19 protein-coding genes are annotated in these 22,928 nt (G+C 33.9%); all 19 read left to right on the forward strand.

Features of this window, described 5'->3' with window-relative positions; translation table 11 throughout:
* Window positions 1-52 precede the first annotated feature (52 nt).
* The 19 genes from CLORY_RS12780 to CLORY_RS12870 all read left to right on the forward strand — a co-directional run bounded on the left by CLORY_RS12780 (window position 53) and on the right by CLORY_RS12870 (window position 22,925).
* The gene (locus CLORY_RS12780) at window positions 53-613 is read left to right on the forward strand and encodes a DJ-1 family glyoxalase III (RefSeq protein WP_079425027.1); all 561 of its coding nucleotides are present in this window, start codon (window positions 53-55) and stop codon (window positions 611-613) included.
* A 310-nt stretch (window positions 614-923) separates the two neighbouring features.
* Complete coding sequence (recJ, locus tag CLORY_RS12785; RefSeq protein ID WP_079425029.1) at window positions 924-2,684, forward strand: single-stranded-DNA-specific exonuclease RecJ; 1,761 nt, start codon at window positions 924-926, stop codon at window positions 2,682-2,684.
* Window positions 2,685-2,934: 250 nt separating this feature from the next.
* Window positions 2,935-4,002 (forward strand): undecaprenyldiphospho-muramoylpentapeptide beta-N-acetylglucosaminyltransferase, encoded by a 1,068-nt coding sequence (locus CLORY_RS12790; RefSeq protein ID WP_079425031.1) that lies wholly within the window; start codon window positions 2,935-2,937, stop codon window positions 4,000-4,002.
* 315 nt (window positions 4,003-4,317) lie between these two features.
* Window positions 4,318-4,749: a flavodoxin gene (locus CLORY_RS12795; protein WP_079425033.1), complete on the forward strand. Its 432-nt coding sequence runs from the start codon at window positions 4,318-4,320 to the stop codon at window positions 4,747-4,749.
* 257 nt (window positions 4,750-5,006) lie between these two features.
* A complete protein-coding gene (gene nifJ / locus CLORY_RS12800) occupies window positions 5,007-8,513 on the forward strand; it encodes a pyruvate:ferredoxin (flavodoxin) oxidoreductase (RefSeq protein ID WP_079425035.1) in 3,507 nt (1,168 codons plus the stop codon).
* 493 nt (window positions 8,514-9,006) lie between these two features.
* Window positions 9,007-10,884: an APC family permease gene (locus tag CLORY_RS12805; protein ID WP_079425037.1), complete on the forward strand. Its 1,878-nt coding sequence runs from the start codon at window positions 9,007-9,009 to the stop codon at window positions 10,882-10,884.
* A 486-nt stretch (window positions 10,885-11,370) separates the two neighbouring features.
* A complete protein-coding gene (udk, locus tag CLORY_RS12810) occupies window positions 11,371-11,997 on the forward strand; it encodes a uridine kinase (protein WP_079425039.1) in 627 nt (208 codons plus the stop codon).
* Between the two features lie 332 nt (window positions 11,998-12,329).
* Window positions 12,330-12,692, forward strand: a complete 363-nt coding sequence (locus CLORY_RS12815) for a DUF1292 domain-containing protein (RefSeq protein WP_079425041.1) — start codon at window positions 12,330-12,332, stop codon at window positions 12,690-12,692.
* 76 nt (window positions 12,693-12,768) lie between these two features.
* Window positions 12,769-13,425, forward strand: coding sequence for an HAD-IB family hydrolase (locus CLORY_RS12820; RefSeq protein WP_079425043.1), 657 nt, complete (start codon window positions 12,769-12,771; stop codon window positions 13,423-13,425).
* Window positions 13,426-13,500: 75 nt separating this feature from the next.
* Entirely contained in the window at window positions 13,501-14,331 is an 831-nt protein-coding gene (locus tag CLORY_RS12825) for an aminotransferase class IV (RefSeq protein WP_079425045.1), read from the forward strand.
* Between the two features lie 271 nt (window positions 14,332-14,602).
* Complete coding sequence (locus tag CLORY_RS12830) at window positions 14,603-16,549, forward strand: DUF342 domain-containing protein (RefSeq protein ID WP_079425047.1); 1,947 nt, start codon at window positions 14,603-14,605, stop codon at window positions 16,547-16,549.
* Between the two features lie 11 nt (window positions 16,550-16,560).
* On the forward strand, window positions 16,561-17,016 hold the full coding sequence (locus CLORY_RS12835; protein ID WP_079425049.1) for a chemotaxis protein CheW: 456 nt from the start codon (window positions 16,561-16,563) through the stop codon (window positions 17,014-17,016).
* Between the two features lie 5 nt (window positions 17,017-17,021).
* A complete protein-coding gene (locus CLORY_RS12840) occupies window positions 17,022-17,510 on the forward strand; it encodes a chemotaxis protein CheD (protein WP_079425125.1) in 489 nt (162 codons plus the stop codon).
* Window positions 17,511-17,523: 13 nt separating this feature from the next.
* Entirely contained in the window at window positions 17,524-18,585 is a 1,062-nt protein-coding gene (locus CLORY_RS12845) for a protein-glutamate methylesterase/protein-glutamine glutaminase (protein ID WP_079425051.1), read from the forward strand.
* 11 nt (window positions 18,586-18,596) lie between these two features.
* Complete coding sequence (locus CLORY_RS12850) at window positions 18,597-19,364, forward strand: CheR family methyltransferase (RefSeq protein WP_079425053.1); 768 nt, start codon at window positions 18,597-18,599, stop codon at window positions 19,362-19,364.
* An 18-nt stretch (window positions 19,365-19,382) separates the two neighbouring features.
* The gene (locus CLORY_RS12855; protein WP_079425055.1) at window positions 19,383-21,434 is read left to right on the forward strand and encodes a chemotaxis protein CheA; all 2,052 of its coding nucleotides are present in this window, start codon (window positions 19,383-19,385) and stop codon (window positions 21,432-21,434) included.
* A gap of 30 nt (window positions 21,435-21,464) precedes the next feature.
* Window positions 21,465-22,067 (forward strand): chemotaxis protein CheC, encoded by a 603-nt coding sequence (locus CLORY_RS12860; protein WP_079425057.1) that lies wholly within the window; start codon window positions 21,465-21,467, stop codon window positions 22,065-22,067.
* A gap of 68 nt (window positions 22,068-22,135) precedes the next feature.
* A complete protein-coding gene (locus CLORY_RS12865) occupies window positions 22,136-22,495 on the forward strand; it encodes a response regulator (RefSeq protein ID WP_079425059.1) in 360 nt (119 codons plus the stop codon).
* A gap of 28 nt (window positions 22,496-22,523) precedes the next feature.
* Entirely contained in the window at window positions 22,524-22,925 is a 402-nt protein-coding gene (locus CLORY_RS12870) for a chemotaxis protein CheW (RefSeq protein ID WP_079425061.1), read from the forward strand.
* Window positions 22,926-22,928 lie beyond the last annotated feature (3 nt).

Raw genomic sequence — 22,928 nt, forward strand, 5'->3', positions numbered from 1 at the left:
TTAAATGCTCTAGACGGAATAGTTAAGAGAAAGTGCATTAAAGAGGTGTGTTATGAAAAAAGTATTAATATTTTTAGTGGAGGACTTCGAAGAGATTGAGGCCATTACAGTAGTTGACGTTATGCGTAGAGCAGGCGTACAGTGTGATATGTGTTCTGTATCAGATGAATATGTAACAGGTTCTCATGGAATAACAGTGAAGGTAGATGTCATTATGGATTGCGTCGAAGCAAGAGATTATGATGTAGTTATTCTCCCAGGTGGACCTGGCACAGAAAATCTAAGAAAGAACGTGCGAATTTTAGAGTTTGTAAAGGATTTCTACATGAGCGGAAGATTGACAGCTGCTATATGTGCTGCTCCAGCTGTATTCGCTGATGCGGGAATAATAAATGGGCATAAAGTAACTTCGTATCCAAGTGTGCAAAATGAACTTAAAAACAGCATCTATCTAGAAGAGTTAGTTGTGGAAGATGGGAACCTACTAACAAGCAGGGGACCGGCTACTTCGCTGCCGTTTTCATATGCTATTCTTAAGCATCTTGGACTTGAAGAAGAAGCAGAAGCCTTAAAGGAAGGCATGATGTACAATTTCCTTAAAGAAAACCAATAAAGACAATTACAAATTAGGAATTAGGAAGGAATTCTGTCTTGCAGAATTTTGATTAAAATTATTCATAGCGTTAGTGGGTGTTTAACTGCATAGTTCATAAAATTGTGATTGATTTATTTATTTTCATTTAATCATATTATAGGGTATAATAAAGCTATCTCAAGCGAAAAAAAATATTGCTTGAGATAGCTTTTTTTAATTGGAGATGAAGAATTAAGGATAAAGGACAAAATTCTGATGTGCAAAATTTCAAAAATTCATAATTTCTCATTCACAATAGACTTAAGGGGGAATTGCTACGGAAAGATGGATGCTTAAAAATATTAAATTTAACTATAAAGCTTTTTCTGATGAAATAGGTACCAGTCAGCTTTTGGCGAAGCTTTTAGTAAATAGAGATATATACGAAAAAGATAAGGCTATTAGATATATAAATGCCGATTTGAAGAATCTCTATGATGGAAGTCGCATGAAAGACATGGATAAAGGTGTAAATATCATTAAGTCATCTATAGAAAAAGGATTGAAAATACTTATAGTGGGAGATTATGATGTGGATGGTGTCATAAGTACATATATTTTATTTTCAGCCTTGTCCGAGTGTGGTGCAAATGTAGAATTTAAAATACCTGACAGAGTTAAAGATGGTTATGGTATTAATGAAAATATAATTAAGGATGCGAAAGACCGAGGAGTGGATACTATAATAACCTGCGATAATGGAATTGCAGCCTTTAGTCAGCTGAAGTTAGCTGTGGAATTAGGCATAAACGTAGTAGTTACTGACCACCATGATATTCAGTTTGAAGAAATGGAAGATGGAACCAAAAGAGAGATACTGCCGGAGGCTGATGCTGTAATAAATCCTAAACAGAATCAATGCACATATCCGTTTAAAGCATTGTGTGGAGCTGGAATAGCATATAAATTTTCTAAGGTTCTTTATAAAGCTGTCGGTATAAATGAACTTAAGGCTGATAGATTCATAGAATATGCAGCAATAGCTACAGTATGTGATGTAGTGGACCTTATAGATGAAAATAGAATTTTAGTTAAAAGTGGACTTCATAAACTTAATAATACGCAAAATATAGGATTGAAAGCATTGTTTAAGGAAGTTGGAATTTGGGATAAAGAAATAACTGTTTATTCCTTAGGCTTTATAATAGGACCAAGTATTAATGCTTCGGGTAGACTTGAGCAGGCTTTGTGGGCACTGAAGCTATTAATTAGCGAGAATGAGCATGAAGCTGAAGAATTAGCTAAAAAACTGCATGCGCTAAATGTAGAAAGACAACAGATCACTAATAAAGGACTTGAAAAAGCTATAGACATTATTGAAAATTCAGAGATAAAAGACCAAAAAGTTAAAGTAATATATATGCCTGATATTCATGAAAGTGTGGCGGGGATAATTGCTGGCAGGATAAAGGAAAGATATAATTCACCGACCTTTGTAATAACAAAAGGTGAAGAAGGTGCAAAAGGATCTGGAAGATCTATAGAAGAATATAATATGTTTCAGGAGATGTTAAAATGTAAGCATTTACTGCAGAAATTTGGAGGACATCCTATGGCAGCAGGTTTGTCGCTTAAAGAAGAGGATATAATTCCGCTGCAGAAAGAGATTAATGAACGATGCACACTAACAGATGAAGAAATGATACCTAAAATAATAATAGATATGCCTATTGAGCTTAGAAGTATTAATTTGAAGCTAGCTGAAGAATTAAGGATAATGGAACCGTTTGGAAAAGGAAATTCCAAGCCTGTTTTTGCATGTAAGAGTTTAAAAATAATTAAAGCTGCTGTTTTAGGAGCAAAGAAAAATGTTATCAAAATGAAATTAGGATCTACAGCAGGCAATTATAATGGTGAAGGTATACTTTTTCAGGAAGCTGATAAATTTGAAGAATTCATTTTAACGAATTTTGGACGGGAGCAATTGGAAAAAATATATGCCGGAAGAAATAATTCTGTGATTATTGACATAGCTTTTAATATAGATATAAATGAGTATAATGGAAATAAATCGGTTCAGCTTAATATAAGAAGCTATAGGAAGAGTTAAAAAGAGTAAAGAGAAAAGTGGAGGAGGAAATTCTGCTGTGCAGAATTTCATTTTGATCAATAATTGACTGGTAGTGTTGAGAAGTTCTATAATTTAAGGAGAAACTGCATAAAATGCGAAAATTCTTATATTGCGGCTTCTAAAATATCATTGCAAAATAGGTTTGACTCTAGGATATTTTAGAAGTCAGAATATATTAGAACCTACGCAATTTATCTACATAAGAAACTGTAAAAGCGGAGGTATTTTGATGAAGAACTATAAAATAATAATGACTGGGGGAGGTTCCGCTGGACATGTAACACCAAATCTAGCATTAATCCCTAAACTGAAAGAGAATGGGTTTGATGTTCAATATATAGGAACTGAAAATGGTATAGAGAAAAAGATAATAATGGATCAAAACATAAAATATCATGCTATTTCTAGTGGAAAATTAAGAAGATATTTTGATGTTAAGAATTTTACAGATCCATTTAAGGTTATTAAGGGAATATTCGAAGCAAAAAGCATAATCAAAAGAGAAAAGCCGGATGTGGTGTTTTCAAAGGGAGGATTTGTAAGTGTTCCCGTAGTAATGGGGGCATTTTTTAATGGAGTCCCAGTGGTATCTCATGAATCAGATATGACTCCAGGACTCGCGAATAAAATATCACTGCCCTACTGTTCTAAAATATGTGTGACTTTTCCTGAAACTCTTCAACATATAAATAAAGATAAAGGAGTGCTGACAGGAACACCTATAAGAAAAGAACTGCTTGAAGGCAGCAGAATAAAGGGAATGAGATTTTGCGGTTTTGATAAAAGCAGACCTATACTTTTGATAATAGGCGGCAGTCTTGGATCAAAAGTCATAAATGACGCTATAAGAAAGAATATAAATCAAATATTAGAAAAGTATCAGGTTATCCATATATGTGGAAAAGGGAACCTTGACAGCAGTATAACTTCAGAAGGTTACAGACAGTTTGAATATATCAGCGATGAGCTTCCAGATCTTTTAGCATGTGCAGATATTGTAGTATCAAGAGCAGGCGCAAATGTAATATACGAACTTCTTGCTCTTAAAAAACCTAATTTACTTATACCGCTGTCAAGAAAATCTAGCAGAGGCGATCAGATATTAAATGCTAATTCATTTAAAAACAGAGGCTTCAGCGTGGTACTGGAAGAGGAAGAATTAACTGAAGAAAAGTTAATGAGTTATATTGAAGAATTGTACTTAAATAGAGGAAAGTTTATAGCAAAAATGAATGACAGCGGTATTGAAAACGCTGTGGATAAAATCGTCGATGTAATTATGAGCCAAGTGAAGTGATTTTATAAGGTGTTATACAAAAATCATAATAGTGTTTCTTTAATGGTTATATTACAGCTAGAATTAAATCTTAATACAGAATATGTGCAAGTGTATTATAATCTAGTATATATAAAGAATAATATCAAAACTATATAAGATAATTTAAAACTGTATTATTTCAAAATAGTAAGAAAATATAACACAATGACAAATAAATAGCTGAAAAATAGAATTTTTTATTTAAAACAGCATATAAGTAATATTGAAAAAAAATAAAATTAGTTTATAATTGTAGTTAGGCTGGGTAAGAATATATTATAGCGAGGTGATTTTATGAAAAAAATAAGCGTAATATATTGGACTCAGTGGGGAAATGTAGAAGCTCTTGCTGATGCTGTAGCTAAAGGTGCTAAGGGAGCTGGAGCAGAAGTTAATATTGAACAGGTTTCAGATGCTAACTTCAGAGAAGTAAAAGATTGTGATGCCATAGCATTTGGGAGTCCGTCTATGGATAATAATCAGATAGAGCAACAGGAGATGGAACCTTTTGTGGATAAATTCAAACTCTTGCCTAATGATGGTAAACCAATAGTACTTTTCGGTTCCTATGGATGGGATGAAGGAAAGTTTATTAGAGATTGGGAAGCCAAAATGAAAGACTTTGGATTTAATGTTGTCGGTAAACTGGCAGTAAAGGAAACACCAACTGAGCAGCAGCTTGAAGAAGCAAAGAAGCTAGGCAAATTATTGGTAGATTCCATTTAGCTTTATGCTGAATGGTTTATAGAATTTTTTGCATATCATTTGAACCTTTTGCTAAGGAAGAACGTGATTTCACGTTTTTCCTTAGTGAAAATTAGATATGTTTTGTTATTGAAATAATATGGACAAACATTCTACAATATGTGCAAAAATTCTGTTATATATTCAAATTTTATGGTATATTATAAATTGGTTACAATAAGAAAACCATAATAATTTAACAGTATCAATTAAAAATCTTAGAAAGAAGGTATTCTTCAATGAGAAAAATGAAGACAATGGACGGTAATACTGCAGCAGCTCATATATCTTATGCATTTACTGAAGTTACTGCAATATATCCGATCACACCATCATCTCCAATGGCAGAACATGTAGATGAATGGGTAGCACAGGGAAGAAAAAATATATTTGGACAACCTGTAAAAGTTGTAGAAATGCAATCAGAAGCTGGAGCTGCAGGCGCAGTTCACGGTTCACTACAAGCTGGAGCTTTAACAACTACATACACAGCTTCACAAGGTTTATTATTAATGATACCAAATATGTATAAAATTGCTGGTGAAAGATTACCAGGAGTATTCCATGTATCAGCTAGAGCATTAGCTACTTCATCACTAAATATATTTGGAGATCATCAAGACGTTATGGCAGCAAGACAAACTGGTTTTGCAATGCTAGCAGAAGGATCAGTTCAAGAAGTTATGGATTTAGCAGCAGTAGCTCATTTAACAGCTATTAAGACAAGAACTCCATTCTTAAACTTCTTTGATGGATTCAGAACTTCTCATGAAATTCAAAAGATTGAAGTCCTTGAATATGATGAACTTGCTAAATTAGTTGACTGGGATGCTGTTAAAGCTTTCAGAGCAAGAGCATTAAATCCAGATCATCCTGTAACTAGAGGAACAGCTCAGAATGCTGATATCTACTTCCAGGAAAGAGAATCTGTTAACAAATTCTATGATGAATTACCAGATGTAGTTGAAGATTACATGGCTGAAATTACTAAATTAACTGGCAGAGAGTATCATTGTTTCGATTACTATGGTGCACCAGATGCAGACAGAGTAATCGTAGCTATGGGTTCAGTAACAGATGTTGCTGAAGAAACAGTTGATTACTTAAATGCACATGGACAAAAAGTCGGTGTTGTTAAAGTAAGATTATTCAGACCATTCTCAAATGAAAAATTGTTAGCAGCTATTCCTAAGACAGTTAAGAAGATTGCTGTTTTAGATAAGACTAAAGAGCCAGGATCAGCTGGAGAACCATTATACTTAGATATTAGAAATGCATTCTTCGGTAAAGCAGATGCACCAATTGTTATTGGTGGAAGATTTGGTTTAGGTTCAAAAGATCCAAATCCAGGTCATATTGCTGCAGTTTATGAAAACTTAGCAAAAGCTGAGCCTAAAAATGGTTTCACAATTGGAATTAAAGATGATGTTACAAATACTTCATTAGAAGTTCATGAAGATATAGATGCTACTCCAGAAGGAACTACAGCTTGTAAGTTCTGGGGATTAGGATCAGATGGTACTGTTGGAGCAAACAAGAGTGCTATTAAGATAATCGGAGACCATACAGATATGTATGCTCAAGGATACTTCTTCTATGATTCAAAGAAATCAGGAGGAATAACAGTTTCTCACTTAAGATTTGGTAAGAAAGCAATCAAGTCACCATATTTAATCAACAAAGCAGATTTCGTTTCTTGCTCAAATCAATCATATATCCACAAATACAACGTACTTGATGGATTGAAGCCAGGTTCAACTTTCTTACTTAACACTATCTGGAGTCCAGAAGAGTTAGAAGAAAAATTACCTGCAGCTTACAAGAGATTCCTTGCTAATAACAACATCAAGTTCTATATAATAAATGCAGTTGGAATAGCTCAGGAAATCGGTCTTGGCGGAAGAATCAACATGATAATGCAGTCTGCATTCTTTAAACTAGCTAAGATAATTCCATTAGAAGATGCTATAAAATACTTAAAAGATGCTGTTGTAACTTCTTATGGTAAGAAGGGTGAAAAAGTTGTTAACATGAACAACGCAGCTATCGATAAAGGTGTTGAAGCTATAGTTGAAATCAAGATTCCAGAAGCTTGGAAGAATGCAAAGGATGAAGCTCCTGCAGAAATCAAACATGCTTCAAAATTTGTAAAAGATATAGTTATCCCAATGAACAGACAAGAAGGAGATGCTCTTCCAGTATCAGCATTTGCAGGAATGGAAGATGGTACATTCGAACCAGGCACTGCAGCTTTCGAAAAGAGAGGTATTGCAGTAAATGTTCCTGAATGGGATATGGACAAGTGTATTCAGTGTAATCAATGTTCTTTAGCATGTCCTCATGCTGCTATAAGACCAATCTTATTAACTGAGGCTGAAAAGAATGCTGCTCCAGCAGGGACTAAAGTTGTTGCTGCTAAGGCATTAAAGACTGAAGCACCATTATTCTTCTCAATGGGTGTAAGTCCACTTGATTGTTCAGGATGCGGAAACTGTGCTCAGGTTTGTCCTGCACCAGGAAAAGCATTAGTTATGAAACCACAAGAATCACAATACGATCAGTTAGATCCATGGGATTACTTAGTTTACGATGTTAAAACTAAGAAGAACCCAATGAACAAAAATACAGTTAAAGGCAGCCAATTTGAAACACCATTACTTGAGTTCTCAGGTGCTTGTGCAGGTTGTGGAGAAACTCCATATGCAAAAGTTATAACTCAGTTATTTGGTGACAGAATGATGATTGCTAACGCAACTGGATGTTCATCAATTTGGGGAGGTTCAGCACCTTCAACTCCATATACAGTTAATCAGAAGGGACAAGGTCCAGCTTGGGCTAACTCTTTATTCGAAGATAATGCTGAATATGGATTAGGAATGTTCACTGGAGTTAGTGCTATCAGAGAGAGATTAGCTGAAAAAGCTAAAGCTGCTATAGCTGCAGGAGATGCTGCTAAAGATGCTCTTCAAGAGTGGTTAGACAACAAGGACGAAGGAGAAGGAACTAGAGAAAGAGCAGAGAAGTTAGTTGCGGCTCTAGAGAAATCCGGAAGTGCTATAGCTAAAGAAATATTAGCTGAAAAAGACTACTTCGTTAAGAGATCAAACTGGATCTTCGGAGGAGATGGATGGGCATACGATATCGGATACGGTGGAGTTGACCATGTACTTGCATCAGGAGAAGATGTAAACATATTTGTATTTGATACAGAAGTTTACTCCAACACAGGCGGACAGTCTTCTAAATCTACTCCAACTGCTGCAGTAGCTAAGTTTGCTGCAAGTGGTAAGAAGACTAAGAAGAAAGACCTTGGAATGATGGCTATGTCCTATGGCTATGTATATGTTGCACAGGTTAATATGGGAGCTGATAAGAACCAGGTTCTTAAAGCAATATCAGAAGCTGAAGCTTACCACGGTCCATCCTTAATCATTGGTTATGCTCCATGCATAAACCACGGATTAAAGATTGGTATGGGTAACAGCCAAGAAGAAGCTAAGAGAGCTGCTGCATGCGGATATTGGCAGATGTACAGATACAACCCAGAATTAAGAGGAACTGGAAAGAACCCATTTGTTCTTGATTCTAAAGAGCCAACAGCAGACTTTAAAGAATTCTTAATGGGAGAAGTAAGATACTCTTCACTTGCTAAGGCATTCCCAGAAGCTGCAGATGCTTTATTTGAAAAGACTAAGAAAGATGCTATGGAAAGACTTGAAGGTTACAAGAAGTTAGCTGGAAAGTAATTTATAGCTGCTGATATAAAAAGCTGTTTATCGATAATTTTCGGTAAACAGCTTTTTTAAATGAGGAACTAGAAAAGAGAAAAGAGTAGAGAGTATAGAGAAAAGAGAAGGACGAAATTCTACTGTTCAGAATTTCTAAGATTTTAACCGTAACCCCTCATTCCTAATTACTAGCCCTGTTTACAATTTAGCAAAAAAAAATGGAAGAACATAGCATGTCCAAGATAACTGTATTAAATAAAGTATAGCTATTAATGAATACGAATACACAACAATTAGTGAATTAAATTATGTATAAAATATGAATAATTAGACATTGAAAATATTTGTAAATCGGATAAAATTATATCTATGCTTAAACAAATTGTGGATAAATAGCGGATTTGAACATTAATATTATTTGACAAAAATATTTTAATCGGACTTGATACTAATTTAATTACCCGCAGTTATTTATTCATATGTAGAAGAATACAGAAAGGACGCATACATAATGATAGAAAAATTTTTTAATTTACTTACGGGTGAGCCCTTAGCAAATGAAATGAAATCGCATGAAAAGTACAATGTACCATTTGGACTGGCTATTATGACTAGTGACTCGGTATCATCTGTAGCCTATGCCGCTGAGGAAATTTTGATTGTACTTCTCCCTGCATTAGGAGTAGCTTCATATCATTGGCTAGGATATGTATCACTGGCAATTATAGGCCTTTTGCTTGTGCTCACCACGTCATATATACAAATAATAAAGGAATTTCCAGGCGGCGGCGGAGCCTATGTGGTTACGAAGCAGAATATTGGTATTCTGCCTGGATTGGTGGCTGGAGCTGCGCTGCTTATAGATTATATTATGACTGTAGCAGTAAGTGCAAGTTCTGGTGTGGCAGCGATTATATCGGCTTATCCAAACTTGATGCAGTATAAAGTACCGTTTGTTGTTGGGTTAATAATTTTATTGTGTATATTAAATTTAAGAGGTGTTAGTGAATCTTCTAAGATTTTTAGTATTCCTACGTATTTATTTATTTTTAGTATGTTATTTATGATAATATTCGGTATTATCAAATATGCTATGTATGGAGCACCAGACCCAATGCTTAAGGCAACACTAGGCCCTGGCAGTGATTTGAGTTTATTCTTAATACTTAAGGCGTTTTCATCTGGTTGTACAGCATTAACTGGACTTGAGGCTGTAAGTAACTCGGTACCGAATTTTAAAGAACCAAGTGCTAAAAATGCTACCAAGGTAATGCTTATATTAACTTGCTTAATATTTGTGATTTTTGGCGGTACTTCGCTTTTAGCTAATTTCTATCATCCTATATATAATCAAAATACCACCGTGCTTGCACAGATAGCTTACGGAGTTTTTGGCGGTTATAAATTTATGTTTTATGTAATTCAGTACACAACAGCCGTAATACTTATAATGGCATGTAATACTGCTTTTACTGGTTTTCCAATGTTAATGTATATAATAGGAAAAGATGGATATGCTCCAAGACAGTTTACGGTAAGGGGAAAAAGGCTAAGTTTTTCAGCTGGTATAATATTTTTAGCTGGTGTAGCTATAATATTAACTTTGATATTTCAAGGGGACACACATAGACTTATTCCGCTATATTCAGTTGGAGTGTTTTTATCCTTCGTTTTAGCTCAGACAAGCATGGTAATTCATTGGAGGAAGTCTAAAGCTAAAGGATGGAAAAAAGGAATAGCTATTAACGGAATAGGAGCAATTATTACGTTTATAACTACCTGCGTAATAGTCAAAGTAAAATTTGGTGAAGGTGCTTGGATAGTAAGTATTCTTATACCGGTATTAGTTGCATTTATGATATTGATAAAGAGCCATTATAATTATGTAGCAGAATGCCTTAAAATTTCAGGCAGTGAACTTCCTGAAATAAAATTAAATACAGAATACAACCATGTTGTTGTAGTGCCGATAGCAAGTATAAATAAGGCTACAGTAAATGCTCTTAAATATGCTAGAAGTATTTCACCGGATGTTATAGCATTGAATGTATCTCCAGATAAGGATGCTATAGAAAAGCTTGAAAAGAGATGGCATAAGATGGATACAGACATACTGCTGGTATCAAAATATTCTAGCTACAGAGCCATAGTTGGACCGCTCATAAGTTATATAGGAGCTATAGTAAAGGCTTCATCGGATAGTGAGAAAATTACAGTAGTTCTTCCAGAATTTATAACTCACCAGTGGCTTGGCGGATTGCTTCATAACCATACGGGGTTTGTATTGAGAGAAGCTCTTTTGAAATACAATAATGTAGTAATTGCTACGTATCCGTACCATTTTAATACAAGGCCTTTAAAACAGTTCAAATTTAGCAGAAACAAATAAGAGTAAAGAGAAGAGAGAAAAGAGTAAAGAGAAGGAAGAAATTCTGCTTGCGGGCAGAATTTCGGTTAATTTATTTAGTTCAATTAGAAAGTAGTTTTTTTAAAAGAAAGATACTTTTAAATTAAAGAAAGTTGCAGGAACGTACTTGGATTTGTTTGCACAAGTCTGAGTACGTTCTCTTTGTTTATAGCTTTTTCGTTACAGAGATTTGTTGAAGCAACAGCATTTTTATTAACTAATCTTTTATAAACGTAGTTATATCTGAGCAAATAACCTAAATCACAAAACGTAAACAAAATAAAGTACACTATCCCTATAATGAAATAGGCTTCGAAAGGAGGCGATTTCCACCTTCACTTTTCTCTTAACTCTTTTCTCTTTACTCTTAAAAAGCCTTGCTATTATTTTAAATATATTTTATTATTACCAGTAGAGAAAAATAATGCATAAACAATAGGACTTTAGAAAAGGTGGGTAAAGTTAAAGATGAAACAAGCTTTTGTAATAGGCATAGCTGGTGGTACTGGGTCCGGCAAAACAACGCTGGCTGCCAGACTAAAAGAAGGATTCGAAGACGAAATAATCCTGTTAAGCCAGGATAATTATTATAAGTCGTTTGATAAATTAAGTTTTGAAAAAAGGACTAAATTAAATTATGATCATCCGGATTCTTTTGACACTGCTTTTATGATTGAACAGCTTAGAGAATTAAAACAATTTAAACCTATTGAGAGACCTGTATATTCTTTTGTAGAGCATTTAAGGTTAAAAGAGAGAATAACTGAAGAGCCTAGAAAAGTAATTATAGTTGAAGGTATACTTATATTTGAAAATCAGGAATTAATGAATTTAATGGATATGAAAATATTTGTTGATACAGATGCGGATCTGCGATTTATAAGAAGGATGAAAAGGGACATTCAGGAAAGAGGAAGGGATGTTCAGTCAGTAATAGATCAGTATTTAAATACAGTGAGACCTATGCATGAAGCATTTGTTGAACCTAGTAAGAAAAAAGCTGATATAATCGTTCCCATGGGCGGTATGAATGAGGCAGTATTATCCATATTAACGGATAAAATAAAGGGAATACTAAGGGAGAGTAAAGAATAAAGTATCAAGAGAAAAGAGTAAAGTGAAGGAAGAAATTCTGCTTGTCGAGCAGAATTTCGGCTAATTGATTTACTTACATTAAAAAGCAGCTTTTTATAATAAAGTTGTTTTCAAATAAAGAAAGAGTTTCTTTATTATATGTAGAGATATAATAAAAATCCAATGAAATTCAGCACAGCTGAATTTCTTCCAAAACTTTTCTCTTTACTCTTAACTCTTTTCTCTTTACTCTTTTTTCTTTACTTATTTGAGGAATAAGGTTAAAATTAAAACATGAAAAGAAAAGGAGGTGAATCGTATCTTAGTGCAAGCACGTAGGATACGAAATGCTAATGGATAAAGAATTGTTAAATGGCTGCGGCTGTGGTGATGAAGCATGTGGTTGTGGCGAACATGAACATGAGCATCATCATGATGATTGCGGTTGTGGCTGTGGCTGCGGAGAAGAGCATGAACATGGTCCCATCGTAGTTGACTTGGAAGATGAGGAAGGAAACGTTGTACACTGCGAAGTTGTCGATGGGTTTGAATATAAAGATAACGAATACGTTTTAGTTCAAAATCCAGATGATGGTTCAATCTACTTATTTAAGGTAGTTGGTGAAGGCGAAGAAGGAGAACTTGTTGTCCCTGACGATGAAGAATTTGACGAAGTTACAGCATACTATGAGGAAACTCTTTCTAAAGAGGATTAGACTTTATTCTCTAGAGGACAATATATATTGTCCTCTTTTTTAATTTACATAATTTAGGATGCAAGGTAGGAAAGATATGAAAAAACTAGCGATGTTTGATGTGGACTATACCCTTACAAGTAAAGAAACTATGATAGAATTTTATAAATTTATGCTAAAAAGAAACATTAAATACATAAAGAATGTACCTGCAACGACAAAAGCTTCTTTATTGTATCTCGTTAAAGATAGAAATTTAAAGCTTTTTAAAGAATCATTTATGTCATTTATACAAGGAATAACCGAAGAAGAAATGGATCAAATAGTTCAAGAATTTTATGAGAAACGAATAAAAAATATACTATATAAAGACGGAATAGAAATGCTTAAGCAATTAAAGTATGAAGGTTATGATGTGTATCTAATATCGGCTTCCCCTGAATTTTATCTTAAGACACTATATGAAATAAAAGAAGTAGATATGATAATAGGAACGAGATATAAGGTAGACAACGGAATATATACCAGTCGTATAGTAGGAGAGAATTGTAAAGGCCAGGAAAAAGTTATACGATTAAAAAGTTATTTAGAGAGTAATGGTATAGAGGTTGACTATAAAAATTCTTTTATGTTTTCGGACTCCTTATCTGATCTTCCGCTGCTTAGACTTGCAGGAAAATCATTTCTCATAAATTTTAAAAACGGAAAAGGTAAGGACTCCTACAGTGGTATAGGAATACTAAATTGGAAATAATTAAAATAATAATATAAACTTCGATGAACTATTGTATTTTGCTCACCGGAGATATATAGAAAGAAGAGTTGGTTTATGAGTGAATGTTTTAGTAAATTTTACATCAAGAATGGACAGCTAGTGGCACAGCAGAATTTTGAAAACGAAGATATGAGCAAGGACAAGAATGTTTATGAGGTGATCAGAATAGTTAATGGTATTCCCCTTTTTATGAGCCAGCATATGGATAGGCTTCGTAACTCTGTGAAATTAGTAAATAAAATTATGCTGGAAGCTCCATCTCAAATCGCCTCAGAAATAGAAAGGCTCATAGCAAAAGAAAAAGTTGATCAAGGCAACGTGAAACTTATATTTAATTATGGAAAGACTGAAAATGTGTATTTATTCTTTATAAAACACAGCTATCCAACACAGGATATGTATAGGAATGGAGTAAACACAATATTGTACCACGGTGAACGTGAAAATCCTAATGCTAAGGTAGTAAGTTTAGATTTTAGGAGAAAAGTAAATGATAAGATAGCTGAGAAGAAAGTTTATGAAGCAATATTGGTTGATAATAATGGCTTTATAACAGAAGGAAGCAGATCAAATATTTTTATGCTATTGGATAAAAAGATTATAACTGCACCTCTTGAAACTGTTCTGCCTGGAGTTACAAGGAGCGTTGTAATAGATATAATTAACAGCAAGAAATTTGAATTTGCTGAAGAAAAATTGCATTATAGCGATATTGAAAAATTAGACGGGCTTTTTATAACTGGTACTTCTCCGCAAATTCTTCCGATAAATAAAGTAGATGATCAGTTATTTTCATCTGCAGAGAATAGTCTTGTAAAGGAATTAATGAAAGGCTATGAGCAGAAGATGACAGAAGATCTGAAAAACTATAAAGCGAATAGTTAAAAGTGAAAGCCGGTTAATAATTGAGTAATACAGAATTAAAAGTGCTGAAATTTGACTATATAGCTTCAAAAATTCAGCACTTTTCCTTAATTATTATTGAGTATTTATTGCTTTTTTTAGATTTTATGAATTATTTGGTAAAGATATTAAAAATAATTACGATAAATAAACAGCTAGGTAATAGTTGATTAAAAAATAAGTATAATTATATTAAAAAAATCACTGATATGTTATACTTAATGTATAAAAATGAATAGAGAGGTATAGTTCTATGTCTGTGAAATATTATAAAGGTGATTCTTTGGAGAAATGTATAAATCAGGCTGTCGAAGAATTGAAAATTTCTAAAGACGAATTAAAATATACAGTAGTGGAGAAAAAAGGTTTTTTTAAAAAAACCTATGTTATATCCGTAGAAGCTTCAGATGAAGAAACTGTAAAAACGGAAGAAACAAACACTCTTGGGGAGAATGATGGGAGTGTATGGGTTAATAACGGAAAGATATTTGTAAAAAATGCAGCTCATAATGGAAGGCCTCCAGTTGTAATTCCTTCAGAAGGAATGATACTTATGGTCAATGGCGAAGAAGTTAAAAGGCAGATGGAAGTTAAAGGAAATGATGATATAGAATGCATCATTGACAAAACCCAGGCTAAGAGATATTTGAACGTTAAAATAACTGACGATAAAATAGAAGCATATGTAGATGTAGAATATAAGCCGGAGACACTTTATAAGCTTAAGGACGTAGAAAAAAGAAACAAATTATTGTTAGAAAAAGAAGTATTAGAGGAAAATTATCCGGATAAATTTACTGAGGAAGAAATTAAACAAGAACTTAGTAATTTAGGCGTAAAATATGGTATAATACAAGAAAATATATCAAAAGCTGTGGAAGGAACAAAAGGTGCATTGCTTATAGCTAAAGGCGTAGAGAAGATCGATGACACTGATGATGAAATTAAATATCTATTCAAGAGCAGTGCTGTAAAAACAAATGATGATAGCTTAAATGATAGAGTAGATTATAAGAATATGAATTCCATCGATTCAGTGGAAAAAGGTGCTATTATTGCAGAGCATATACCTGGAGAAACTGGACAAGACGGCATTGATGTTTATGGTAATAAGATACCTAAAATACAAGGAAAACGAAAACCTTTGAAGACAGGAAAGGGCTGCATTCCAAAGGGAGAAAACGCTGTAATGTCTCTTGTAAACGGAAAACCTTCTACCAGAAATGGAGTATTGAGTGTTAACGAAGTACATGAAGTTACCGGTGATGTAGATATCAAAAACGGAAACGTCAAATTTGTTGGAGATGTAAACATAACTGGGGATGTGCAGGAAGGTATGGTGGTTGAAGCCGGAAATAATGTAACGATATCTAAAAACATCAATGGTGCTAAGGTTAGGGCCGATGGAAATGTGTACATAAAAGGAAATATTATAGCTTCTAATGTAACTGCGGGAGGGGCGGATGTAATAGTTCAACGAAGGATAAAAGATCTTTCACTTCTTAAGGAGACATTAAAAAATATAGAGTTAGCTCTTAATGAAATTAAAGACCATAAATTACTTGGTACTGAAAAGCAGGATGGTGAAATAATTAAACTTCTTATCGATAGTAAGTTTAGAACTATTCTTAGGACGTGCATTCAAATTATAAATGATTATTCCTATGATGAAAGCAATGGACAGAGTAATGGCATTGTAAATTTTATCAAACAAAAACTAATTGGACTTGGACCATTATCAATAAAACATGTGTCTGAATTTGATGTACTTTTGCAGAAGATAGATGAAAAGCTTGATAGTCTCAATAAAGAGGCTATAATACCTGTTGTAGTTGAGATAGCTTATAGTCAAGACAGTACAGTATCAAGCTCTGGAGATGTTATAATCACAGGAAATGGTGAATACGTATCTAACATTTCAGCGTATAACAGCATACAGTTTACTGATGAGCGAGCAATTGCCAGAGGAGGTACTCTAACGGCAGGAAATCAAATTAGATGCAAAACTGTAGGAAGTTCTGCAGGAGTTACAACTGTTCTGCAAGTTGAGAAGACCGGTAATATTTGGGCTTCTACAGTTTATCAGAACACTAGACTTATAGTTGGAACTCGCGAGTTTGTTGTGGACATGCCATGTAGAGAATTGCATGCATATTTAGATAAAGAAGGAGATTTGGCTGTAGATAAATTTAATTTGTAGGAGGACTAAAATTGGATAAAGAAATAAAAATATTAGTTTTTACAGTAAATGATGAATATTATGCAGCAGATATAGGCGAGGTTGAAAGGATTATTGGCTATGAAAAACCAACTAAACTTCCAGATACTCCTTCATTTACTGAAGGAGTAATAAATCATGAAGGGCATATATTAGCAGTAGTCAATTTAGCTAAGCGTTTTAAGCTCCCTGAAAATTCCGGAGCAAATGATAAAAAGATTATAGTAGTTAAGGGTGAAAATGAACAAGATAGTGTCGGAATTATTGTAGATTTAGTATCTGAAGTTAAAGATGTATTAGAAAGCAGTATAGAGTTACCAAAGGAATCTATTTCAGGAATTTCAAGAAGATATATCAAAGGACTCATAAAATTCGAAAACAAAATACTAATATTCTTAAATATGGGTTCAATTTTAACAGATGAAGAAAAAGAAGAGTTAATGCAGTGATAGATATGGAAACTAAAGAGATAAAAGTAGGAATAGCTGATTTAAATGTTACTACCTGTCCTGGAAAGATAATAACTGTCGGTTTAGGTTCGTGTATTGGTATAGCTATATATGATTTTAGCTTAAAACTCGGAGGCTTGGCGCATATAATGCTTCCTGATAGCACGCAATTTAATAATGTAACTAACCCATATAAATTTGCTGATCTGGCAATACCTATTTTAATTGAAAAGTTAGAAAAAATGGGTGCCAAAAGAATAAACATGAAATCCAAAATTGCTGGCGGCGCTTCAATGTTTAATTTTTCTGATAAAAAGATGACTATGGATATCGGGAGCAGAAATGCAGCAGCAGTCAAAGTGGCTCTCGGCAAAGAAAATATCAAAATGCTTTCAGAGGATACAGGAGGAAATAGGGGAAGAACTATGATACTTGATGTTGAAACTGGAAAGGTGATGATTCGAACTGTAGGAATGCCAATTAAAGAGATCTAATGGGGTGATTAAGATGAATATTATCAGAGTTATGGTAGTTGAAGATTCCGCACTAATGAGAAAAATTATTTTAGATACTATTAACAGTGATCCCCATATGGAAGTTGTGAGTATTGCAAGAAACGGCAAAGAGTTTATGGAAAAACTAAATTCTGATAAGCCGGATGTAATCACTCTTGATATACATATGCCTATAATGGACGGAATAGAGGTGCTTAAGGAATTGAGGGCAAAAGGTATTTCATTACCCGTTATTGTGTTAAGCGGTGTTTCAGAGGCAGACACAAAACTTACAATGGAATGTCTGCATTATGGAGCGATTGATTTTATAGCTAAACCATCAGGGAATATGAAGTTTAATTTTGATAAATTGAGAGAAATGATGACTACTAAAATAAGGTTAGCCTACGAGGGAGCAGCACAAAATGTTCCGTTAACTGAAAAAGTAAAACTAGGGCATAATGCAGTAAATAGATTTGAAGCTAAAAACAAAGAAGCTTATGAAAAGAAAAGGATAGAAGCATTAGTTATGGGGGCTTCTACAGGAGGTCCTAAAGCATTATATTCAGTAATAACTGCTTTGCCAAAGGAATTAGGAATTCCAATACTTGTAGTTCAACATATGCCGGCAGGTTTTACAAAGGCTTTTGCTGAAAGATTAAATACTAATAGTAAGTTGAATGTGCTGGAGGCTGAAGATGGGCAAAGCATTTTAAAAAATACTGTTTATATTGCACCAGGAGGATATCATATGGAGGTGTCTTCCGATAAAAAGATACATTTAAATAAGGAACCTGCAATATGGGGAGTAAGACCTGCAGTTGATAAACTATTTATTTCTGCTTCCCATGTTTATAAAAATACACTAATGAGTGTTGTACTTACAGGTATGGGCAAAGATGGAGCTGCTGGTACTGTAGAGATAAAGAAAAATGGAGGCTTTACAATATCTGAAGATGAGTCCACATGTACAATTTATGGAATGCCTAAGGCAGCATTTGAAACAGGTATGGTGGACGAGGTTGTACCACTTAATAAAGTTCCAAATGAAATAATAAGAATAGTTACTAGTTAATGGAGGAGCTTATGGACTTTGAATACTTTGAAAAATGGGCATTGAAAGAGTTTGGAATAAATTTATCAGCGTACAAGCCTAACCAATTGCATAGGAGAATAAGCAGTCTCATGTCTAGGGTTGGTGTACCAAATTTAGATGAATACATGGTACTTTTAAAGAAAGATAGTGCTCAAAGGCAGAGATTCCTAGATTTCATAACTATAAATGTAACAGAATTCTTTAGGAATCCGGAAATATTTGAGGAATTGAGTGAAAAATTACAAACAGAACTTATTCCTAAAAATAGAAGCCTGAAAATTTGGAGTGCAGCTTGTTCTATAGGTGCAGAACCATATTCAATAGCTATATTGCTTAATGAAATAGACCCTAATGGAAGACATAGTATTATTGCAACAGATATTGATTCGACTATTCTTGCTAGGGCAGAACAAGGAATTTATGATGCAACAGATATTAAAAATGTTAAACCACAATATTTAAATAAATATTTTACAAAACAAGAAAATAAATATAAAGTGGATGAAAAATTAAAAAAAATGGTGAAATTTAAGAAACACGACTTGATTCTTGATAGCTATGAAAAAGAGTTTGACTTAATCGTATGCAGAAATGTAGTTATATATTTCAATCAAGATGTGAAAAATGCTATTTATACTAAATTTCAAAACTCACTGAAAAAAGGAGGAATGCTTTTCGTAGGTGCAACTGAAAGTATCTACAACTACAAAGATTTTAACTTTGAAAAAGCTTCTACATTTATGTACAGAAAGATATAGGGTTAGGAGGAAAACAATATGGATACAGAACAATATATGTCTATGTTTCTTGAGGAATCAATGGATAATTTACAAACACTTAATGAGTCCCTATTGGAACTTGAACAGAATCCTGAGGATAAAAATAAACTTAATGAGATATTCAGAGTGGCTCACACAATAAAAGGTATGGCTGCTACAATGGGATTCAGTCACATGGCGGAATTAACCCATAAAATGGAGGATGTTCTTACTAAATTTAGGGATGGAGAACTAACGGTAACACAAAATGTTGTAACAGTTCTTTTTCAGTGTCTTGATACATTAGAAACTATGGTTCACAGTATTGAAGATGGTAATGGTGAACAGGCAGATATTACAGAGATAATGAACTCACTGGAAGCAGTGGTTGAGAGCAAATCTGATGCTCAAATAGAGCAAAAGGTTGAAGCAAAGGAAGCAGAAAAAAGCAGCAAGACTCAGCAGAGTCCAGCCACTTCCTTGGAACAGCTTCAGCTTAACGCTTATGATCTAAATATAGTAAAAGAGGCAAATTATAGAGGCTATAATGCCTATGAGATAAAGGTCAACTTATCTAAAACTACAATATTAAAATCAGCAAGAGCATTTTTGCTTTTCAAGACTCTGGAAGAGAATGGTGAAATAATTAAATCTATCCCTTCTACGCAGGAACTTGAAAATGAGGAATTTGATTTTGAGATTCTTCTTGTATATGTATCTCCAAACGATATTGAATCTGTTGAAGAAAATGTAAAGAGTATCGCCGAAATCGAAAGCGTTGAGATTAAAGAAATCGAATTATCAAAGATGCAAGTTGCTGAAAAGAAAAAAGAGGAAAAGCCTGCTGACACAAGTAAAGCTAAACCAAAAGCAGCTCCGGCTGCAAAAGATAATAAACCAGCTAAGAAACAAGAAAATAAAGAGCCTGCTCATAAGAAAGCTCATCAGTCTGTAAGGGTAGATCTCGAAAGACTTGATAAGTTTATGAACATGGTATCAGAACTTGTTATCCATAGAACTAGATTAGAGCAGATTAGTTTAAATTATAAGTTGACAGACTTAAATGAGACACTGGAGCAAGTGGCAAGAACTACTTCAGATCTTCAAGATTTAGTTATGAAGATAAGAATGCTGCCTTTGGATATTGTATTTAATAGATTCCCTAGAATGATAAGAGACCTTTCTGTTGAATTGGACAAGGAGATAAACTTTGTCATTCAAGGAGCAGATACAGAACTTGATAGGACTGTTATCGATGAAATAGGAGAACCACTTATCCATTTGATCAGAAATGCTGCTGATCATGGTGTAGAAAAGAAAGATGTAAGAACCCAGCAAGGTAAGAATCCAGTAGGTACCATTAAGCTTATAGCTTACCAAGAAGGTACTAAGGCAGTAATAAGGGTTGAAGATGATGGTGCTGGAATTAATGTAGAGAAGGTAAAAGCAAAAGCAGAAAAAGTTGGAATTAACACAGATGGCATGACAGATAGTGATATTAAGAACCTTATATTTGCTCAAGGCTTCAGTACTAGTGAAAAAGTTACAGACATCTCAGGCAGAGGTGTTGGGATGGATGTTGTTAAGACAAAGATAAGTTCACTTGGAGGTACTGTGGATGTTATAAGCGAAGAAGGAAAAGGCTCTTCATTTATAATAAAACTTCCTCTTACACTGCAAATTATTCAGGCACTGCTTGTTAAAGTTGGAACTGAAACTATGGCTATATCTTTAGGCTATGTAGATAGAGTAATAGATTTTAAAGAAGAAATGGTTAAGAAGACAAACAATAAAGAGGTAATAGTATATAGAAATAATGTAATACCTCTAATAAGAGTAAATAAAGCTCTTGCTCTAGAAAGTGATACAAATAAAAATAAATATATAGTTATTGTACAAGTAGGCGAAAAAACTACTGGACTTCTTGTGGATTCTCTTTTAGGACAGCAAGAAATAGTAATAAAGCCACTAGGAAGAAGTTTAAAAGACTTAAAGACATATATCGGAGCTACAATACTTGGAGATGGGCTAGTAACCCTTATACTGGATGCAGGAGCTTTGATAGGATGATTAGTTAGACTTGTGTAAAGGAGGGGGAATATGGAAAGTAATGAATTTTCTGCTATGCAGCTTGATGCTCTTGCGGAAGTAGGAAATATAGGTGCGGGCAATGCAGCAACAGCACTATCTCAGCTCATAAGTAAAAAAGTTGATATGACAGTGCCCTCTGTAAATATAATTCCTTTTCAGGAGGTATTCGATAGAGTATCTAGTGAAGAAGTAGTTATAGGTGTTATTATTAGGGTACTTGGAGATACACCAGGTAATATTTTATTTACATTTGATTATAAAGCTGCGGTTAATGTTGTGGAACTACTTACCGATAATAAGGTAGAGAGTATTGATGAACTTGGTGAATCTGCACTATGTGAAATTGGTAATATAATTTCAGCCACATATATGAACGCTATAGGCAATTTTACCCAGCTGTCGATAACGCCTTCGGTACCTGCGATAACACAAGATATGCTCGGTGCAATTTTATCTACTACGTTTATTGAATCAGAGCAATTTGATGACTATGTATTAGACATAGAAACTATATTTTTAAATGAAGATTACGAAAATATAGGTGGACATTTTTATTATGTTCCTAAGCCTGGCTCCTTAGAGAAGATCTTAAAGGCACTGGGTGTAGGATAACTTTTATAAACAATTTGATAAAAATAAATTTGTATGTACACAAATAAGTATTTCAAGGAGGATATAAAATGGCAAAGGTTTTAATAGTTGACGATGCGGCTTTTATGAGGATGATGATAAAGGACATATTAGAAAAAAATGGATTTGAAGTAGTTGGAGAAGCAAACAATGGTATTAAAGCAGTAGAGATATTCAAAAAGGAAAAACCAGATGTAGTTACTATGGACATAACTATGCCGGATATGGATGGTATAGAAGCAGTTAAGCAGATAAAGGCATTTGATCCTGCTGCAAAAGTTATTATGTGCAGTGCCATGGGACAGCAGTCAATGGTAATGGATGCCATAAGAGCAGGTGCTAGAGATTTTATTGTTAAGCCATTCCAAGCAGATAGAGTACTAGAAGCTATCAATAAAGTTTTAGGCTAATTTAGATTGATTAAATGGAGGAGAGAATATGCAGATTATTGTTTTCGATCTTAATGATGAACAGTTTGCAGTAGAAACCTCTAAGGTGCAGAGCATTAATGATGCCATGGTAATAACTAAGGTTCCTAAAGCTCCTAAATATATAAAAGGGCTTATAAATCTAAGAGGTAACGTGATATCATTATTAGACATAGAGGTTCTGCTGGATACTCATACAAGTGACAAACCTAAAGAGAGTGTTATTATTCTTGATATGAAGGATGAACTTGTTGGTATTGCAGTAGATAATGTAAGTGAAGTATTGGAAATAGAAGACAAAAAAATAGAAAAGGTACAGGATGAGAAAAATAAATCATATATCAAAGGAGTTATTAATTTTTCTGATAAGATCGTAACTTTTATTGATATAGATGGTTTTAATTTAAATTAGCAA

It is taken from the genome of Clostridium oryzae (assembly GCF_002029235.1).
Lineage (GTDB): Bacteria > Bacillota > Clostridia > Clostridiales > Clostridiaceae > Clostridium_AE > Clostridium_AE oryzae.

Excerpts from the sequence above, each read along its gene's own strand:
- CLORY_RS12780 (WP_079425027.1), top strand. The coding sequence starts at position 53 with ATGAAAAAAGTATTAATATTTTTAGTGGAGGACTTCGAAGAGATTGAG.
- recJ (WP_079425029.1), top strand. The coding sequence starts at position 924 with ATGCTTAAAAATATTAAATTTAACTATAAAGCTTTTTCTGATGAAATA.
- CLORY_RS12790 (WP_079425031.1), top strand. The coding sequence starts at position 2,935 with ATGAAGAACTATAAAATAATAATGACTGGGGGAGGTTCCGCTGGACAT.
- CLORY_RS12795 (WP_079425033.1), top strand. The coding sequence starts at position 4,318 with ATGAAAAAAATAAGCGTAATATATTGGACTCAGTGGGGAAATGTAGAA.
- nifJ (WP_079425035.1), top strand. The coding sequence starts at position 5,007 with ATGAGAAAAATGAAGACAATGGACGGTAATACTGCAGCAGCTCATATA.
- CLORY_RS12805 (WP_079425037.1), top strand. The coding sequence starts at position 9,007 with ATGATAGAAAAATTTTTTAATTTACTTACGGGTGAGCCCTTAGCAAAT.
- udk (WP_079425039.1), top strand. The coding sequence starts at position 11,371 with ATGAAACAAGCTTTTGTAATAGGCATAGCTGGTGGTACTGGGTCCGGC.
- CLORY_RS12815 (WP_079425041.1), top strand. The coding sequence starts at position 12,330 with ATGGATAAAGAATTGTTAAATGGCTGCGGCTGTGGTGATGAAGCATGT.
- CLORY_RS12820 (WP_079425043.1), top strand. The coding sequence starts at position 12,769 with ATGAAAAAACTAGCGATGTTTGATGTGGACTATACCCTTACAAGTAAA.
- CLORY_RS12825 (WP_079425045.1), top strand. The coding sequence starts at position 13,501 with ATGAGTGAATGTTTTAGTAAATTTTACATCAAGAATGGACAGCTAGTG.
- CLORY_RS12830 (WP_079425047.1), top strand. The coding sequence starts at position 14,603 with ATGTCTGTGAAATATTATAAAGGTGATTCTTTGGAGAAATGTATAAAT.
- CLORY_RS12840 (WP_079425125.1), top strand. The coding sequence starts at position 17,022 with ATGGAAACTAAAGAGATAAAAGTAGGAATAGCTGATTTAAATGTTACT.
- CLORY_RS12845 (WP_079425051.1), top strand. The coding sequence starts at position 17,524 with ATGAATATTATCAGAGTTATGGTAGTTGAAGATTCCGCACTAATGAGA.
- CLORY_RS12850 (WP_079425053.1), top strand. The coding sequence starts at position 18,597 with ATGGACTTTGAATACTTTGAAAAATGGGCATTGAAAGAGTTTGGAATA.
- CLORY_RS12855 (WP_079425055.1), top strand. The coding sequence starts at position 19,383 with ATGGATACAGAACAATATATGTCTATGTTTCTTGAGGAATCAATGGAT.
- CLORY_RS12860 (WP_079425057.1), top strand. The coding sequence starts at position 21,465 with ATGGAAAGTAATGAATTTTCTGCTATGCAGCTTGATGCTCTTGCGGAA.
- CLORY_RS12865 (WP_079425059.1), top strand. The coding sequence starts at position 22,136 with ATGGCAAAGGTTTTAATAGTTGACGATGCGGCTTTTATGAGGATGATG.
- CLORY_RS12870 (WP_079425061.1), top strand. The coding sequence starts at position 22,524 with ATGCAGATTATTGTTTTCGATCTTAATGATGAACAGTTTGCAGTAGAA.